The sequence below is a fragment of the Pseudoalteromonas sp. HF66 genome (assembly GCF_011806445.1).
GTDB classification, from domain to species: Bacteria; Pseudomonadota; Gammaproteobacteria; order Enterobacterales; family Alteromonadaceae; genus Pseudoalteromonas; species Pseudoalteromonas apostichopi.
On sequence record NZ_JAATOU010000006.1, the window covers coordinates 78,528 to 95,011 of the forward strand.

Sequence of the window (16,484 nt, forward strand, 5' to 3'; positions counted from 1 at the left end):
TCCTGAAAAATCAGCAGTGTAATGTTCACTGTTTTGCTGCGCCTTAACTTAAGTTAAGACGCCGCCTAATTCGTGATAAAGAAATAGCTGAGATCCCTAAATACATAGCAACTTCGTTTAAACTCAGTTGTTCAAGCCAGTGCGGTTTTTGATCCCGTAAATATTGATAACGCTGCTCTGGCGTATTCAGTAATAAAAATGCTTCTTTTGCTTCTTTAAATAGTAGCTGCTGACTAATCAGGTTATGTTTGATTGCTTGCCAGTCGGCTCTCTCGAGTAAAACTAAAGGCACCTTAATAAGCTCAGCATCACGTATTACTTTAAGTTGGTAAAGCGCAGGGGTTTTAGTTAACCAATTACCATAAAGCAGTGCAAATTCATCTTGAAAGTAAAACTCTTTACACTTTTGTACGCCTTGTGATGATGCATGTAATGCGCCAAGCACCCCAGACACAATTAAGTAACCAGCATCTTGTTCGTCGCCTTGTTGTAATAAAACATCACCTTTAGCGCAACGTTTTATAGAGCATTGCCCAGCTAGCTTGTTACGAAATTCACTGGCAAGCTGATGATAACTATCACCTAGCGGAAGTAACTGGGGATCAGTCAAGATTGCCAACCTTGCATTAATAACGTAGTAATTTGCACTGCGTTAATACCTTCTCGAACAATAAAGCGCTCACCACACCAAAGCGGTGAAAAACCACTATCGCCTTTGGCTTCGGCTTTTGAGCGTAATGCGGTCATCGCAATCGACGCATAAGGAAAAGGCGGTGCCTGCTCTGGCATTGCACCTAACTCTTGCATGACTCGGTTGCGAACTCCTCGTGCTGGGCGACCCGAAAATAAGGTCGTCAATTCTGTAGAATCTGGCTCGGCCGTTTTTAATACTTCACGATGTAAAGCACTTGTCGTAGCTTCTTCACAAAGTAAGTAAGCACTGCCTACCTGCACTGCAATCACGCCCAAGGCTTGGTACTGTGCTACATCTTCAGAAGTACAGATCCCCCCTGCTGCAATAACGGGTATATCAAGCTCTACACACTCTCGTACTAATTGCACAGTAGTGGGTTGCAACGATAAATCCATCGATAAAAAATGCCCACGGTGGCCGCCTGCTTCAATCCCTTGTGCAATAATCGCATCGGCCCCATTTGCTTGTAACCAGCGCGCTTCATCTAACGTTGTGGCTGATGAAAGAACAGTCCCGCCCCACGCTTTGATCTGAGAAACAATATCCTTACTTGGCAGACCAAAATGAAAGCTGACAACAGCGGGCTTATGGGGCGCGATAATATCTATCACTTGTTGATTAATTGGCTGACGAGAAGCATTACGGGTTAATTGTGAGGCATCTACATTTAACTCTTCAAAATAAGGTGCTAGCACCCCATGCCAAGCAGTTTGCTGAGCCAATGTATAGTCAGGTGTCTGATGACAAAAGAAATTAAGGTTATATGGCTTATCAGTATTCAGGCTTATGTAATCAAGTTCTGACTTAAGCTGCTCTGTCGAAAGCATAGCACAAGGCAACGATCCAAGCCCCCCGGCTTCACAAACAGCCACAGTCAGCTTAGCATTTTGCACACCCGCCATCGGCGCTTGAATAATTGCAAGTTCAGTATTTAACACAGAATTTGTCATTACGTATTCCTTGTAAGTTTTGCAGCCTGTTGCAGTATTTACATAAAAAGAGAGCGAAGCAAACACAAGATAAAAATAAAGTTATTACAAAACAAAAACATAGAAAAATAAAAAACAGGTATTAGCTTTGCAGACTCTCTCCTACAATTTTGTAAGGAGATAATGATGACTGATACTGTTACTACAATCAATCCAGCCAATGAGCAAACCTTAAATACGTATAATTTATTGTCATTGCAACAAGCACAGAGTGAAGTTGACCAATGCCATCAAGCTTTTTTAAAGTGGCGCACAACATCCCATAAACACCGTGCAAAATTACTTGATCAACTAGCAGAAGTGATTGAGTCTAATCAGCAAGAAATAGCACAACTGATGACAGATGAAATGGGCAAGTTATATCAACAAGGTCTTCAAGAAGTTGAGCTGTGCGCTGCAATTTGTCGCTACACCGCAGAACAAGGGCCTCAAGTGCTTGCTGATGAAAAGCGAGATATGCAGGACGGTCATGCAATTATTAGTTACCAACCAATTGGTGTGATTCTAGGTATCCAACCTTGGAACTTTCCGCTTTATCAGGTTATTCGATATGCTTGCGCTAATATCATGGCGGGTAATACCACGGTGCTAAAACACGCTGGTAATGTATTTGGCATGGCCGAAAAGATTGAGCAAATGTTTTCACAAGCAGGCTTTGATGATTATTGCTTTAAAAACTTACTGATTGACGGCAAAACTGCAAGCGAGCTAATTGCGCACTCAGCTATTCGTGGGGTGACATTTACTGGCAGCGATGAAACTGGCAAAAAAGTTGCTGAGCAAGCTGGCAAACAAGTAAAAAAAACCGTCCTAGAACTTGGCAGTAATGATGCTTATATCGTACTTGATGATGCCGATTTAAATACTGCCATTAGCGCATGTACACAAGGTCGTTTGATCAACAATGGGCAAACCTGTGTAGCAGCAAAACGTTTTATTGTTGTTGATGCGTTATATGATGATTTTAAAGCCTTAATTAAAGAACAATTTGAGCAAGTTGTGCTTGGCGATCCAAATGATGAAAAGACAACGCTCGGTCCAATGGCTCGCAAAGATCTGCGTGATAAACTGCATCAACAAGTTACAGACTCAGTCAATGCTGGAGCTAATATTATCACCGGTGGCAAGGTTGCTGAGCACACCGGCTTTTACTACACCGCTACCCTTCTTGAGAATGTTAAACCAGGAATGCCTGCTTACGATGATGAATTATTTGGCCCTGTCGCATCACTTATCAGAGCAAAAGATAATGCTGAGGCAATGCAAATCGCTAATGACTCTCGCTATGGCCTTGGCGGCGGTATTTTCTCAAAAGACGAACAGGCAGCCATTGAGCTTGCAAAGCAGCACTTTGATACTGGTATGGTCAATATTAACGGCTATGGTCTTGCGCAACCAAACTTGCCATTTGGGGGGGTAAAAGACAGTGGCTATGGCCGTGAACACGGCGGATTTGGGTTACGAGAATTCGTTAATATCAAAACCATTATGGTCAACGATTAAAATAAAAAGGGCTCATATGAGCCCTTTTTTACACCACTTCACTTAATTAAGAGATCAATTTTAAGGTAATAGAAGCTCGTTGATAACAGGCAAAAATTTAGTTATTTAGTTTTTCTAAGTCAGAAATTTTTCATGTAGGTAACGATAGGGTTAATCACTCAAAGTGATTAAGTATTATTGCGGGTTGGTATTACACCTAATATTTATTACTCTTTAAACATTGGCACTTGCTGCTTAGACGCAGCAGGCATTTTCAACTCATCAATCGCTTCCTCTTTGTCTATTTGTTCTAGCTGTTTTTGATTAGCTGAGTCTGGGTTATAAACAAGCTCTGTAAGTAGGGCAAAATGGTCAGAGCCATATTTTTCCAAACGCTCTATTCGCTTGACACTGAACTCATTACTATGAAAAAGATGATCAAGTGGCCAACGCATAAAAAAGTAACTTGCATGAAAGGTGTTAAAAAACCCGCGCCCTTTACGTGGGTCCAATAGACCGCTGATACGCATAAACAAACGTGTGCTGCGTGACCAAGCAACATCATTTAAATCACCAGCAACGATACAAGGTCGCAGTCTGTTTTTAAGTGCTTTCGCTAAGATTATCAACTCAGTATCACGGGGTCGTGAACTGTCTTCTTCTGTTGGACTCGGAGGAGCAGGGTGAATAAAGTGCCCTTGTACTTCTACGCCATCGGCATCTTCAAACAAAATATGAATTGAGGGGATATCGCTTTCTATAAGCTCACTGACTTGCTGGCGTTTAATTTTGAACTTGCTGTACAAGTGCATGCCATAACGATTGTCTTTTGGGCAGTAAACACGATATGGGTACTCTGGTTCTAAACAGCTCAGTTTATTCTGCCAAGTTTGATCAGACTCTAACGTAATGAGGAAATCAGGTTGGTGCGTTTTAACTAAGCCAATGAGTTTGTCATATTCAGTGTTCGACATCAATACATTTGCCGACATGATACGAATACTGTGCTTATCGCTTTTATTGCTTGAGGCAACTTCTTTGTTAGCCAGTTTTGTGTAGGGGTAAATCCATCCGACTTGCAAAATCAGCACAATGATACTTGCAACTGCGCAACCAATAAAAAGCCATGAATCAGTGGTGCTAATTAAATAACCTGCCGCAATTAAACTCGCACAAGCAAGGTAAACCACTTGCAAGCGTACAAAATCACAACTGCGAATTAGATAATGTTGGGAGTATGAAAATGGCAAGATTGAGACCACTAGCAGCATGGCCAATAGTGAACTCAATCCATAAGTCATGATCGATGCAAACAAAATTAGCGGCTCAAAATAGAAATAATTTCTCGGGTGTCTTCCACTAAACGCACGACAGTACCGTCGACTTGAATTGAAATTAGACCATCTCTATCTCGTGATTTAATCACTTTACCGCGGCGGTAAATATCACGGTCTAGGATATCGCCTTTACGTAATTTTTTTTGCCAACCAGGAGGTAAATCACCACCATTATCAAGTTTTTTTTCAAGGCCCGGCGGGAGACTTTTACCTTTATCCTTATCCTTGTCTTTTGCAAGTGCGCCAGCCGTCACTAGGCTTAAACCTATCACTGCAACAGTTAACAATGCTTTCATGCGAGTGTTCCTTCTATTAGTTTCAGTTAAGCGTAGCAAGTTTTTCTGAACTGGATATGAAACAAGCAAAAAAAAAGCCGCTAAGCGGCTTTCGACAGGATTAACGATGGCGAGTGACAATTGATAAAATCTCTCGCGTATCGTGTACTAGATGAATCAGGCGATCGTCGATTTCGATGGCAATAATGCCATTTCGGTCACGACGTTTAATCACTCGACCATGGCGATATATATCACGGTCAAGAATATCACCATGATGATAACGCTTATACCAACCTGGTGGTAAGCCACCACCATGCCCTATTTTTTTGTATAAACCGGGTGGCAAATCACGATAGCTGTAGCGGTCATATCGATCATAGTAGCGATCATGTTTGTCATGATGACAATGCTTGTGGTGTTTCTTATGTTTATGGTGCTTTTTATGCTTTTTACGTTCGTGTTTTTGTTCGTATCTATCATGGTCACGATCATGTTTCGCGTTTGCTTCCATAGGTATCAAACTTAAACCTAAAACGGCAACTGAGATAGTAATTAATTTATTCATAATAGAGACCCTTAACGTTTGCTCTTGGTAAAAAGCCTAACGTTTTAGCCTGAATCATAGATGAAGGGTTACAATTTAAAAACGTAACTATTTACATATCAACACATTAGAAAGCCAATCTTTACATTTCTTTAAACTTCTTTGGCACTATTTATGAAAAACCGGGTCTGAGTTACAGCTCCGTTTGCATCGTTTGTCGTTATATTTACCAACACAAACAAACGCTTCTTCACTACATAATAAGGATAATTTATGAATGTACTAAAATGGTGTTTGATCATTAGCATTACTGCACTAACGGGCTGTAGTGCCATGATGAGTCAATATGGAAATCAAAAAACGCAATCAAGTTCTTTGGTTGAGTACCTTTATCCAGATCAGCAAGACAGAGCTGCCCATCAAGCGACCATCCCAACCTTGAACTTACCTGCCACTGTAGGGATTGCCTTTATCCCTAACAAGTACAATGGTGGCTTGCATCATAGTGACGAAGTGGCACTGCTAAACAAAGTTAAAAAGCAGTTTATGCAATATGACTACATAGACCGCATTGAAGTGATCCCAAGCACTTATTTAAAAGGCGGCGAAGGGTTTACCGCATTAGAGCAAGTATCTCGTTTATATGATGTGGATATTATGGCGCTTGTTTCGTACGACCAGGTGTCGCAAAGCTTAGAAAATAACGCTGCATTTTTATATCTAACTATTGTTGGTTTATATGTGATTCCGGGCAATGAAAACTCAGTACAAACCTTTGTAGATACCGCCGTATTTGATGTAAAAAGCCGAAAAATGCTGTTTCGCGCTCCAGGTATTCATAAAGCAGAGCAACGCAGCACAGCTATTGGCATAGATGAAATGGCAAAAGAGCAGTCGCTGGCAAGCTTTAATGGTGCCGTTGATGACATGATCACAAATCTCGATGCTGAATTGGCGCAATTTAAAACCCGCGTAAAAGAAGAAAAAGTAGCCAATGTCACGCACAGAAATGGTACTGGCGGCAGTAGCTTGTTTTGGTTAGTTGCAGTACTGGCAGGTTTTGCAGTGCATCGCCGAAGCTCATAACAGACAAAGTTATTAATCGCGAAAGCTTTTACCCATCCTAAAAAGCAGTTACCCTTTGGTTTTTGTTGTACCTAACCAAAGGGTTTTCATGAAGTTGTCGATACTCTCAGTGCTTGTGAGCACCTCATTATTTAATCAACAAGCCTTTGCTAATAATGAACTAGAACATATTACAACTACGGCCTCGCGTAGCGAAGTGTTGTCAGATCCATTGCCTGTTGTGGTCAGCAGTATTTCACAAAAGCAACTGGCGCTTATCGCTCCAACTCACATTGAACAAGCCCTTAAACAGGTTGCTGGTGCTAATCTTCAACACGGTAACGGCCAAGAGTATTTACCCGCTTTACGTTCGCCTGTACTTTCTGGTGCAGGAGCCTGCGGCGGCTTACTTACCGCTGAAGATGGTATTCCACTTCGCGCAGCTGGTTTTTGCAACATCAATGAATTATTCGAAGCCCACACTGAAATGGCAGAGCGCATCGAAGTACTGAAAGGCCCTGGCTCTGCTCTTTACGGTTCAAACGCAGTACATGGTGTAGTCAACGTGATCACCCCAGATACAACCTATGACCACAACCAACTTGGTTTTGATTACGGATCGTTTGGCTACACCCGCTACAAACTGGGCACTGGCCGTGATTTTGGCCAGCAAGGTTTAGGCATTAATGCCACGATCACCCGAGATACGGGTTACCGTGATGACGAAAGTGTTGACCAAGAAAAGCTATCACTGCGTCACCGTTTTGATGGCGAAAAACTAAGTGTAAGTACAGGCCTAACCTACACTCACTTAGATCAACAAACTGCAGGCTACATAGAAGGCTTTGAAAGTTATAAAGACGAGCAAATAGCACAGTCTAATTTTGATCCAGATGCGTTTCGTAAAGCGCGTTCTTTACGTATTTGGTCAAAACTAAATTGGACACAAGATGAGGCTAACAACTTTACCCTAACGCCTTATATCCGCGACCAAAACATGACCTTCTTTAAGCATTTTTTACCGGGTACTCCCCTTGAAGAAAATGCTCAGCAAGGTGTTGGCCTTCAATCAAGCTGGCAGCATAAGTTAACTGGTGCAAGCCTCTTAACAGTTGGCTTTGATGGTGAGCTGACAGATGCTGATTTTTTACAATATCAGGATAGCCCGACTCAAGGCTCAGCGTTTTTAGTCGCCACCGTGCCTCAAGGTAAACATTACGATTATCAAGTAACTAGCACCCTATTAGCACCATTTGTTAACCTTGATTGGCAGCTTGATGACTTACTCATCAGTCTTGGTGGTCGATACGAGCGTATGCGCTATGACTACACTAACCATATGTTGGCTGGTCGTACAAAAGAAGATGGCACAGAATGCGCAATGGGCGGGTGCCGTTATTCTCGACCAGAAAGTAGCGTAAATAGCTTTACGAACTTCTCGCCAAAGCTTGGTTTAAGCTATCAATATGCTGATAACCAGTTTATCTACGCCAATGCTTCAGAAGGGTATCGAGCACCGCAAGCGGCAGAGCTTTATCAATTACAACGCGAACAAAATGTTGCAGATCTTAACTCTGAAATAGCTAAAAACCTCGAGCTTGGTTTAAAAGGTCAACAAGCACAACTGCATTATGTATTTAGCATTTATGCAATGAATAAAAAGAACACCATTTTCCGCGACAGTGATTTTTATTATGTCAACGACGGCCAAACCCAGCATCGTGGTGTTGAGCTTGAATTAGCCTATACCATTACACCAAGCTTATCGATGCAAATAGCCGCAAGTCATGCCAAACACACATATAGTTATAATCAGTTACTCGGTGGGGTTAATATCAATGGCAATCTCATTGATACTGCACCACGTAACATTGCAAACTTACAGCTACTTTGGCAAGCAAACGATATAACACGTGTTGGACTTGAGCTGCATACCACCAGCAGCTACTTTACTGATCCTGAAAACCAGCATAGTTACGAAGGCCACTCATTAGTTAACTTAAGAGCAGCATGGCAGCTAACACCTAACTTTACCCTTACTGCACGAATAAACAATTTAACCGATGAGCACTATGCTGAGCGCGCAGACTACACCACATTTAGTGGCGACCGCTACTTTCCGGGTAGACCGCGCAACGCCATGATATCAGCAAGCTATCAGTTTTAAGTAACCGTTTTATTTGGTGAGCTATCTCATAGTTCACCCACGCTGTTTAGTGTTTTGGTATGATAAAAGTACCTATAGCTATCTTTCCAAACAGCGTGTCATCTTCTCAAAACGTAATTCGTAACCTTCTATTAGTACTGGGCATTTTTCTAATTGCAGCCAGTTTACGTGCTCCTATCACTGGGATCGCACCTGTACTTGAACAAATCATTGAACAATTTCAGTTAAGTGCATCACAAGCCGGTATGTTGACTACTTTACCTTTAATCGCGTTTGCTATTGCCTCCCCCATGGCGGCGAGCCTTGCTAAAAAGTGCGGTCTTGAAGTATCGCTGTTCATTGCCCTTGTGCTTATAGGCGTAGGAGTCGTATCTCGCGTTATTGACTCAGCCACAGTGTTATTTATTGGCACTGCAGTGATTGGCGTCGGTATCGCGATTGGTAATGTGTTATTGCCAAGCCTGATAAAACGGGACTTTCCCCATAAAGTGGCTGTTATGACGTCTAGTTATGTTTTGGCAATGGGGATATTTGGCGGAAGCTATTCAGCAATAATCATTCCGCTGGCAGAATATAAAGAACTTGGCTGGCAATTAGCCCTTGCCAGTTATGCCCTATTAGTTGTACTGGCTACTGTTGTGTGGTTACCACAACTTAAGCAACATACCATGCCAAAAAAATCATCTGTGCCAAGTAGTACACAAAGCAAAATTTGGCACTCAGCACTTGCTTGGCAAATCACTTCACTGCTCGGCTTTAACTCATTTTTCACTTATATCATGCTAGGTTGGCTGCCCAGCATTTTAATAGAGGGTGGTCATAGTGCGCAGCATGCTGGTGCTTTACAAGGCGCCTTTCAAGTTGCCTCCGCCCTGCCAGGGATAGTGCTTATTCCGTTACTTGCCAAATTAAAAGATCAACGTATTTTAACTTTAAGCCTTGCGTTACTTGGGGCGCTTTGTTCACTTGGGTTATTAGTTGCACCTAGTTTCGCGATGTTTTGGTCAATCACTCTAGGTTTTTGTTCAGGCGCATGTTTTATTCTAGGTTTATCATTCGTAAGCCTGCGAACTCAAGACTCAATGCAAGCCGCAGCTTTGTCGGGCATGGCACAATGTATCGGATATTTATTGGCTGCAACCGGCCCTATTATTGCGGGTGCCTTACATAGTTATTTTAATAATTGGGAAGGAGCACTTTGGCTGTGTATTGCATCAAGTCTACTGTGTGCTTTGTTTGGTTATTTAAGTGGCCGAAATCTAAGTATCGGCCAACAACAAAAAGGGGCAGCTAATTAGGTGCGGTTTCAAAGATACTCATATCACTTAGGTTATCGAGCCAAGGCTTATGTGAACGATACCAAATATGCGCTTTAGGGATAAGCTCATCAGCTTGCTCTACAGCGCCAATACGTAAGCCATAAATACGCTCACCTGCACCTACAGAAGTCGCGTACAAGGCTGTACCACAGTTACCACAAAAGCCTTGCGCACGCTGATTACCACTTTCGGCTATTTTTATATATTCTTTTGGCTCAGCACCTGTAAAAGTAACCCCATCTGGCACAGACACCACAACAGTGCGAAAAGGCGCACCCGAGATAATTTGGCAATCTGTACAGTGACAGTTAATCACTTTATTTTCATCAACTTCTGCATTGTAAGTTACCTCACCACAATGACAACGACCTGTTACCTTCATATTAAATTCCTTGTTGAGATGACTGCTCTTTTACTGGGTAGTGATTGGCATGTTTTAAGCTTTGTAAGTCATTAAAACGTACCCCATGCTGGGCCATAATAGGATGTATTTTTTTACTGATCAATTGCCTAATGTAAAAGGGCTGATTCGGTACAAAATGGTGGATTGTGTGTGTACGACCAAAATCAAAACAAAATAATTGAAACGGTAAAAACCAGCGACTGGTGATCACATGCGTTTGCTCTAACAAATTATTTACACCACCATAATAATGCATTGAAGATGTCACCAAGTTAAGAGACGTTGAGCGAATGATATTAGGCACGATAAGTACCACCATTAAGAATTCAGCCCCAGTAAGTAACTCTACTCCCCAAGCGGGTAATGTAAATGGCTGCACAAATTGCAGAGCATAGTAAGCAATTACCCCATAAAGAGTCGCAAAATACGCTGTTGCAACAGGAAAGCCAGCATTAAAAACTCGTAAAAACTTAAAGCCACTAATTTCTTTATTAAATCGCTTGGTATTAATTAATAAACCTAGCAAGCCATCAGTGATAACCAACACCCTCAAAAATGGTGATTTTATGCCATTGCCCACTAAGCGCTCCTCTAAATCTTGCGAGGTGCCGGATACTTTATGGTGATGTAAGTGAATTTTTCTGCGATACCAAGGGTTAACCGTATTTGGCCGCATTAGCCACACGGTTAGCATCATCAGGTTATGTGTAAAAGGACGATTACTAAAATACTGCTTATGGATCAGATCATGTTCAAGTTCATGCGATATCGAGGTAATAAAAGCAGCCAAAATGATACACAGCCATGCAGGAATAATAGCTAAATAATAGAGTGTCGCAACGCCGAACAGTGAACATAACGACACGAGTAGAATAGCCATAGCAATCGTATTTTGCTGATTAAGTATAGGATAAAGCGCTCTTAGCGACTGCTCTTCAGCCTTAATAGCTGAAACTATCGTCTTTATATTTTGTTTCGCAGTTGATTTTGACATAGTAAGCTTTTACTAGCAGGTTGATATCAAAATCATACCTTAATTACCTACTGCGCTCGAGGAAATTGCGTTAAAAATGGCAGTATATCGCTTGCTGGCAATGGCTTTGAAAAGTAATAGCCTTGGATATAGTCACAGCCAGCTTCTGTTAGTACAGCCAATTGTTCGCGTTCTTCAACCCCTTCAGCAACAACTTTAATACCCAGAACACGACTCATTTGAATAATTGATTTGACCAGCGCTTCGTCACCTGAATCAACATGTACTTCATCTATAAAAGACTTATCTAGCTTAAGTACATCGACAGGAAAACGGCGTAAGTAGCTAAGAGACGAATAACCCGTACCAAAATCATCTAATGAAATTAAACACCCTGCTTGCTTCAACTGCCTTAACACATCTAGATGATTGGTGTTTTCTGGAGCTAAAACACTTTCGGTTAATTCAAATGAAATTTGGGATGGTTTAACCCCTTGGCTTTTAATAACCTCAAGCCATGTATTACGCTCAGGGTTATACTCAGTAAACTCAAATAAAGAACGGTTTACGTTAAAAACAACGTTTTCATAACCTTTTGCTTCTAACTCTTTCACTTGCTGACAAGTTTTAGTCAACACGAGTTCACCGAGTGGAATAATCACCCGAGACTCTTCAGCCAAAGGAATAAACTCAGCAGGTGATAGCCATTGGCCTTGATTATTCCAGCGTACTAAACTTTCGAATTTAGCAACTGTGTTATTTTCAATATCGATAATAGGTTGAAAATACACTTCAATATCATTGTTTTTCACAGCTTGGGTAAGCTGTTCTACTAACAAATTGTGTTTTTTGACCTTGTTATCCATCTCTTTACAGAAAAACAGGTACTCATCACCTGTTTGCTTGGCATTTAAGGTGGCAAGTTCAGCTTGGCGTATTAAACGACGGGCAACCTTTTCAATTTTATAATTTGAAGTAGCCGTTTCAGTTTGCTCAAATTGACTCATTCCCAGCGTAACTGAAACCTGCTGACTAATACCACCAATCGAAAAAGGTTCAACAAGTAACGCGGTAATTTGTTTGCAAACATGCTCAAGTTCACTAACGTGCTGATAAGTTTGTAAGATGGCAAAGCTATCACCATCAATACGCGAAAAAGCACACTCTTTAAAACTGCCATTAAGCCGTTTTGACAGCTCGCATAGTACCTTATCGCCAAACGTTAAGCCGTAGACTGTGTTGATGTCTTGAAACTTATCAACATCGAAGTAGATCACTGCTAAGTTAGTATTCGCATCATCTTGGTAAGACAAAGACGATATTAGCTTGCATAAATACTCTTTAAAGTAAAAACGATTGGTTAAACCGGTGAGTTGGTCATGGTTTGCGTGAAAATAAATTTTCTGTTCAGCTTCTTTTTTCTCGGTGATATCCAAAATAAACGCAACATAGCAATCTTCACCATTATTTTGCATTTTGGTAATAGATAAAAATTGCGTATACAGCTTACCTTGTTTGGTTTTATTCGTTATTTCACCAGACCACTTACCCTCTGTATTAATTTGATGCCACATCGCTTTGTAAAAATGTGGATCATACTTGTTTGAGCTTAAAATTTTTGGGTTTTGCCCTAATACTTCACTCAGCGAGTAACCGGTCATTTCAGTAAATGCCGTATTTGCATAAGTAATATGTACATTATGGTCGCAAATAAAAATCGCTTCGTGGCTTTGCTCGATAAGTTGATTTGCAAAATCAAGTTTAGCAATAAAGCGGTCTTTTTCGATTTCTCGCTGAATAAGACCTGTAAATAACGAGAAGAAAGACTCTATTTGCATCGCATCGTTTATTTCATGCTGAAATAGTGCGACAAGAATAGTATCTGTTTTGCCAGATATACTTTGTAAAGGCACACCCACATAGGCTTCTATGCCCATATCAACAAGTAACTGATCGTTAGGGAATAGCTGCTGAACTCCAGAGCTGTAACTTGAGATACTACCACACCTTACATCGTTGCATGGCGTACAGCGGATATCGTAGCTGATGTTTTCTACAATTTCGTCATGCTCAGCCAAAGCGATGGTTGTCGCATGCAAAGTCGACTCATCAACTTGAGCTAAAAAAACATGAGAAGCACCAAGCACTTCCGATAAAGACAGGCATATTGCATTATAAAAGTTTTCACTTTTTAAATTTGAAATACTTTCAACTATACGCTTTAAGTCGTATGTACCCACGCTAAGTTACCTTACCCGATATTGTGCACTAAGTGATTGACCTCACTTATAGTTTAGAAAACAAATTGTATTATAAGACGCATGCAAACACCATCGTACTCTAGTCTTAAACGGTTACTTTCCAAGCAAATAAGCACACATTTTTCATGGTTATTTGTAGATCAAACATAGTTTGAACTTGGTCGGTTATAAATAGAACAAAAGTTGCTTTAATAGTGGTGGAGTTGGTACTTAAATTTGAGTTATAAGCTCTGGGTCCTAGGTTCTGGGTACTAGGCGATAGGCGATCACTCGGCTGATAGCTGATAGCTGATAGCTGATAGCTGATAGCTGATAGCTTTCAGGCATAAAAAAACCCTAACCGATTGGCTAGGGTTAAAAAGTGGTACCAGTAGGCGGACTTGAACCGCCACGCCCGAAGGCAACGGATTTTGAATCCGTCATGTCTACCAATTCCATCATACTGGCTTCATTTTTCTTTAACCTTCTAAACACGAGAAGATAAAGAAAAACCACTTTAGAGCAAAAGCTTTTTTAAACTGCTTTTGTCTCTATGCCAAGCATTATACAAAGAATAGGTAAGGCAGCAAGCGTTTTATGCGGTGCCACTACTCAACCGCACAATAATTAAACAAGTTGTTAACTTTAGAGTTTTGGCATCATTCGTGAAACAATAGCCTGACAATCGATGTCATGACTAAGACAGCCGTACTGGCTAAAACTCACTTCATTTAGACGACTCTTCACAAACGCGTCTGCAGTAAGTGGCTCGCCAAATTGTAATAGCGTTGATGCTTGCCAAAGTAGCGCAAGCCTTTCAATTATGCGTCGAGCATGCATTTCGAGATTCGCGGCATCAGTGAGCATTCGTTGTAGTTCATCTAACTTTGTCGCGTAGTCGAGGCTCAAACTGCGTGCCTTTTCAAGCTCATTCATAAGCACCTTCAGAGATTCAGGCTCACGATTAAATACACGCAAAAGATCAAGGCACTGAACATTACCAGAACCTTCCCAAATTGAGTTAACAGGTGCTTCTTTATAAAGTCGACTGATAATGTTGTCTTGCACATAACCCACGCCACCAATACATTCCATAGCCTCATAGGTCTGCTGCACCGCACGCTTACAGATCCAGTATTTACCTATTGCAGTGGCACTGCGTACTAATGCAACTTCATTGCTATTACCTTGATTATCAAGAGCATGTGCAATACGCATGGAAATAGCAAGTGCAGCTTCAGCCTCGATAGCTAAATCTGCCAGTACATTAAGCATTAGTGGCTGCTGGTGCAGGTTTTTACCAAATACACTTCGCCCTGAAGTGTGCCATATCGCTTCTTTCACAGCTTGCAACATCAACGAACTTGAACCAAGCATACAATCATAACGAGTCAAAGCGACCATTTGAATAATAGTTGCAATGCCTCGCCCTGGCTCTCCTAGCAACCAGCCATGCGCGCCTCTGAACTCTATTTCAGAGCTCGCATTCGATTGATTACCTAACTTATTTTTTAAACGCTGAATATACATGGCATTTTTCTCACCCGTTTCGAGCCAACGCGGCACTAAGAAGCAGGATAATTGGTTTTCATCAGTGTTAGCGAGTACTAAAAATGCGTCACTCATGGGCGCTGAGCAAAACCATTTGTGCCCAGTTAAAGCATATAATTGCCCTGCGCCACTTTCATTAATAGCTGCGGCTTTAGTGGTATTGGCTCGAACATCAGAGCCGCCTTGTTTTTCGGTCATCGCCATACCTATGGTGACACCCTTTTTTTCAGACCAAGGCTTATTATCTGGGTTGTAATGATTTGCCATTATTTTCGGTAGCCACATAGCTGCGATATTTTCTTGGCTGGCAATAGCTGGCACACTGGCAAAAGTCATGGTTAATGGACAGCCGGAGCCCGGATCTGCATGATTGTGCAGCACTGCCATCACCGCTCTTACAACATGACTCCCGGCTTTTTGTTGCTGCCAAGGCAATGCGCAGTGCCCTTGCTCTATGGCATGCTGCATCAGCTCATGATAGCTTGGATGATAGTCAACTTGGTCTATGCGTTCGCCAAACCGACTGTGAGTCGTTAATTCTGGTAAGTGTTTGTTTGCTAAAAAACCAGCTTGCAGTAATACGCCACCCACTTGCTCCCCAAACGCAGCTAAATGCACAGTTCCCCACTGCCCTGCAAAACGGTTTTGCCAATACTGTAATACGGTATCAGCCTCGTAGGCATTGTAGTTTTCAAGTGGTTTGGGTTGATTAAATACCTGATGGGTTTCGCTTTGAGAAACTGCCATAATTGTGTGCTCATTTTTTATTATTTTCTCAACTATAGCAGGTCAGACCTGTTTGTCGACTTGCTAAACGGCCGTTAAGTATTTCTTGTTTGCTCGGGACTTTGCTAAACTACTGCGCAATTTAATTGGATGAGATTGTTTATGTCAGCTGAGTTTCCACGTGCCGGTTTCTGGCGCCGCTTTGCCTCTTTAATCTACGATACCTTGGTTATCATTGCCTTTGCGATGCTGACTACCGTACTGTATTTATTAGCTGTTCAAGGGCTAATTTCTTTAGACTTACTAAGCATTGGTGACGCTGAGGATGTATCTGCTTTCATTCAAAACTCGCCATTACTGTATGGCATTCGAAGTGCATTATTGGTAATAGTGAGTATTAGTTTCTTTAGCTACTTTTGGGCTAAGAGTGGCCAAACAATTGGTATGCGGGCATGGCGTTTAAAGGTGCAAACCCTCGATGGTAAATTAATTAGCTGGCAACAAGGTGCACTTAGAGCCATTACTGCGCTATTAGGTTTAGGTAATTTAGTGGTGTTGGTCGATTTTAAAAATAAGCGCGCATTGCAAGATTACATCGCAAAAACTGAAGTGATCACCCTCACCAAAGAAGAAAATAAACGTATTTATCGCTCACTTGATTAAGTGATTAAGCAACACATCAAGTACAAAAAAAGCGTGGCAACAAACCACGCTTT

Annotated in this window: 14 protein-coding genes and 1 tRNA gene; 5 read left to right on the forward strand and 10 right to left on the reverse strand. The window is 41.5% G+C overall.

The window, feature by feature from the left end; genetic code table 11:
• Window positions 1-43 precede the first annotated feature (43 nt).
• Together HCZ11_RS08085 and HCZ11_RS08090 are read right to left on the reverse strand one after the other, a co-directional pair.
• Entirely contained in the window at window positions 44-610 is a 567-nt protein-coding gene (locus HCZ11_RS08085; protein ID WP_130049599.1) for a Crp/Fnr family transcriptional regulator, read from the reverse strand.
• Complete coding sequence (locus HCZ11_RS08090) at window positions 607-1,644, reverse strand: nitronate monooxygenase family protein (RefSeq protein WP_167658167.1); 1,038 nt, start codon at window positions 1,642-1,644, stop codon at window positions 607-609. Before HCZ11_RS08090 ends, HCZ11_RS08085 begins: the two co-directional genes overlap by 4 nt.
• Window positions 1,645-1,809: 165 nt before the next feature.
• Between HCZ11_RS08090 and HCZ11_RS08095 the strand changes: the two genes are divergently transcribed.
• Complete coding sequence (locus HCZ11_RS08095) at window positions 1,810-3,186, forward strand: NAD-dependent succinate-semialdehyde dehydrogenase (RefSeq protein ID WP_167658168.1); 1,377 nt, start codon at window positions 1,810-1,812, stop codon at window positions 3,184-3,186.
• 206 nt (window positions 3,187-3,392) lie between these two features.
• Here the strand turns inward: HCZ11_RS08095 and HCZ11_RS08100 are convergent, their stop codons facing one another.
• The 3 genes from HCZ11_RS08100 to HCZ11_RS08110 form a co-directional block, all read right to left on the reverse strand.
• Entirely contained in the window at window positions 3,393-4,466 is a 1,074-nt protein-coding gene (locus HCZ11_RS08100) for an endonuclease/exonuclease/phosphatase family protein (RefSeq protein ID WP_167658169.1), read from the reverse strand.
• Window positions 4,467-4,483: 17 nt separating this feature from the next.
• Window positions 4,484-4,798 (reverse strand): hypothetical protein, encoded by a 315-nt coding sequence (locus tag HCZ11_RS08105; protein WP_167658170.1) that lies wholly within the window; start codon window positions 4,796-4,798, stop codon window positions 4,484-4,486.
• Between the two features lie 100 nt (window positions 4,799-4,898).
• Entirely contained in the window at window positions 4,899-5,345 is a 447-nt protein-coding gene (locus HCZ11_RS08110) for a hypothetical protein (protein ID WP_167658171.1), read from the reverse strand.
• A 252-nt stretch (window positions 5,346-5,597) separates the two neighbouring features.
• Between HCZ11_RS08110 and rhlP the strand changes: the two genes are divergently transcribed.
• The 3 genes from rhlP (at window position 5,598) to HCZ11_RS08125 (ending at window position 9,854) form a co-directional block, all read left to right on the forward strand.
• Complete coding sequence (gene rhlP, locus HCZ11_RS08115) at window positions 5,598-6,410, forward strand: rhombotarget lipoprotein (protein WP_167658172.1); 813 nt, start codon at window positions 5,598-5,600, stop codon at window positions 6,408-6,410.
• A gap of 88 nt (window positions 6,411-6,498) precedes the next feature.
• Window positions 6,499-8,556, forward strand: coding sequence for a TonB-dependent receptor (locus tag HCZ11_RS08120; protein WP_167658173.1), 2,058 nt, complete (start codon window positions 6,499-6,501; stop codon window positions 8,554-8,556).
• A 59-nt stretch (window positions 8,557-8,615) separates the two neighbouring features.
• Window positions 8,616-9,854, forward strand: a complete 1,239-nt coding sequence (locus HCZ11_RS08125) for an MFS transporter (RefSeq protein ID WP_167658174.1) — start codon at window positions 8,616-8,618, stop codon at window positions 9,852-9,854.
• On the opposite strand, the gene HCZ11_RS08130 is transcribed toward HCZ11_RS08125, so the two are convergent.
• The 5 genes from HCZ11_RS08130 to HCZ11_RS08150 all read right to left on the reverse strand — a co-directional run bounded on the left by HCZ11_RS08130 (window position 9,847) and on the right by HCZ11_RS08150 (window position 15,789).
• A complete protein-coding gene (locus HCZ11_RS08130) occupies window positions 9,847-10,257 on the reverse strand; it encodes a GFA family protein (protein WP_130049607.1) in 411 nt (136 codons plus the stop codon). The genes HCZ11_RS08125 and HCZ11_RS08130 overlap by 8 nt on opposite strands.
• Window position 10,258: 1 nt before the next feature.
• Entirely contained in the window at window positions 10,259-11,272 is a 1,014-nt protein-coding gene (locus tag HCZ11_RS08135; RefSeq protein WP_167658175.1) for a fatty acid desaturase, read from the reverse strand.
• A gap of 47 nt (window positions 11,273-11,319) precedes the next feature.
• A complete protein-coding gene (locus HCZ11_RS08140) occupies window positions 11,320-13,491 on the reverse strand; it encodes a bifunctional diguanylate cyclase/phosphodiesterase (protein ID WP_130049609.1) in 2,172 nt (723 codons plus the stop codon).
• 383 nt (window positions 13,492-13,874) lie between these two features.
• Window positions 13,875-13,959 (reverse strand) — tRNA-Leu (locus tag HCZ11_RS08145).
• A gap of 177 nt (window positions 13,960-14,136) precedes the next feature.
• Window positions 14,137-15,789: an acyl-CoA dehydrogenase family protein gene (locus HCZ11_RS08150; protein ID WP_167658176.1), complete on the reverse strand. Its 1,653-nt coding sequence runs from the start codon at window positions 15,787-15,789 to the stop codon at window positions 14,137-14,139.
• Between the two features lie 141 nt (window positions 15,790-15,930).
• Between HCZ11_RS08150 and HCZ11_RS08155 the strand changes: the two genes are divergently transcribed.
• Window positions 15,931-16,431: an RDD family protein gene (locus HCZ11_RS08155; RefSeq protein ID WP_167658177.1), complete on the forward strand. Its 501-nt coding sequence runs from the start codon at window positions 15,931-15,933 to the stop codon at window positions 16,429-16,431.
• Window positions 16,432-16,484: the final 53 nt, after the last annotated feature.

What these genes read in the sequence shown, in the direction of transcription:
- HCZ11_RS08090 (WP_167658167.1), bottom strand. Translation starts at nt 1,644, where the DNA reads ATGACAAATTCTGTGTTAAATACTGAACTTGCAATTATTCAAGCGCCG.
- HCZ11_RS08095 (WP_167658168.1), top strand. Translation starts at nt 1,810, where the DNA reads ATGACTGATACTGTTACTACAATCAATCCAGCCAATGAGCAAACCTTA.
- HCZ11_RS08100 (WP_167658169.1), bottom strand. Translation starts at nt 4,466, where the DNA reads ATGACTTATGGATTGAGTTCACTATTGGCCATGCTGCTAGTGGTCTCA.
- HCZ11_RS08105 (WP_167658170.1), bottom strand. Translation starts at nt 4,798, where the DNA reads ATGAAAGCATTGTTAACTGTTGCAGTGATAGGTTTAAGCCTAGTGACG.
- HCZ11_RS08110 (WP_167658171.1), bottom strand. Translation starts at nt 5,345, where the DNA reads ATGAATAAATTAATTACTATCTCAGTTGCCGTTTTAGGTTTAAGTTTG.
- rhlP (WP_167658172.1), top strand. Translation starts at nt 5,598, where the DNA reads ATGAATGTACTAAAATGGTGTTTGATCATTAGCATTACTGCACTAACG.
- HCZ11_RS08120 (WP_167658173.1), top strand. Translation starts at nt 6,499, where the DNA reads ATGAAGTTGTCGATACTCTCAGTGCTTGTGAGCACCTCATTATTTAAT.
- HCZ11_RS08125 (WP_167658174.1), top strand. Translation starts at nt 8,616, where the DNA reads ATGATAAAAGTACCTATAGCTATCTTTCCAAACAGCGTGTCATCTTCT.
- HCZ11_RS08130 (WP_130049607.1), bottom strand. Translation starts at nt 10,257, where the DNA reads ATGAAGGTAACAGGTCGTTGTCATTGTGGTGAGGTAACTTACAATGCA.
- HCZ11_RS08135 (WP_167658175.1), bottom strand. Translation starts at nt 11,272, where the DNA reads ATGTCAAAATCAACTGCGAAACAAAATATAAAGACGATAGTTTCAGCT.
- HCZ11_RS08150 (WP_167658176.1), bottom strand. Translation starts at nt 15,789, where the DNA reads ATGGCAGTTTCTCAAAGCGAAACCCATCAGGTATTTAATCAACCCAAA.
- HCZ11_RS08155 (WP_167658177.1), top strand. Translation starts at nt 15,931, where the DNA reads ATGTCAGCTGAGTTTCCACGTGCCGGTTTCTGGCGCCGCTTTGCCTCT.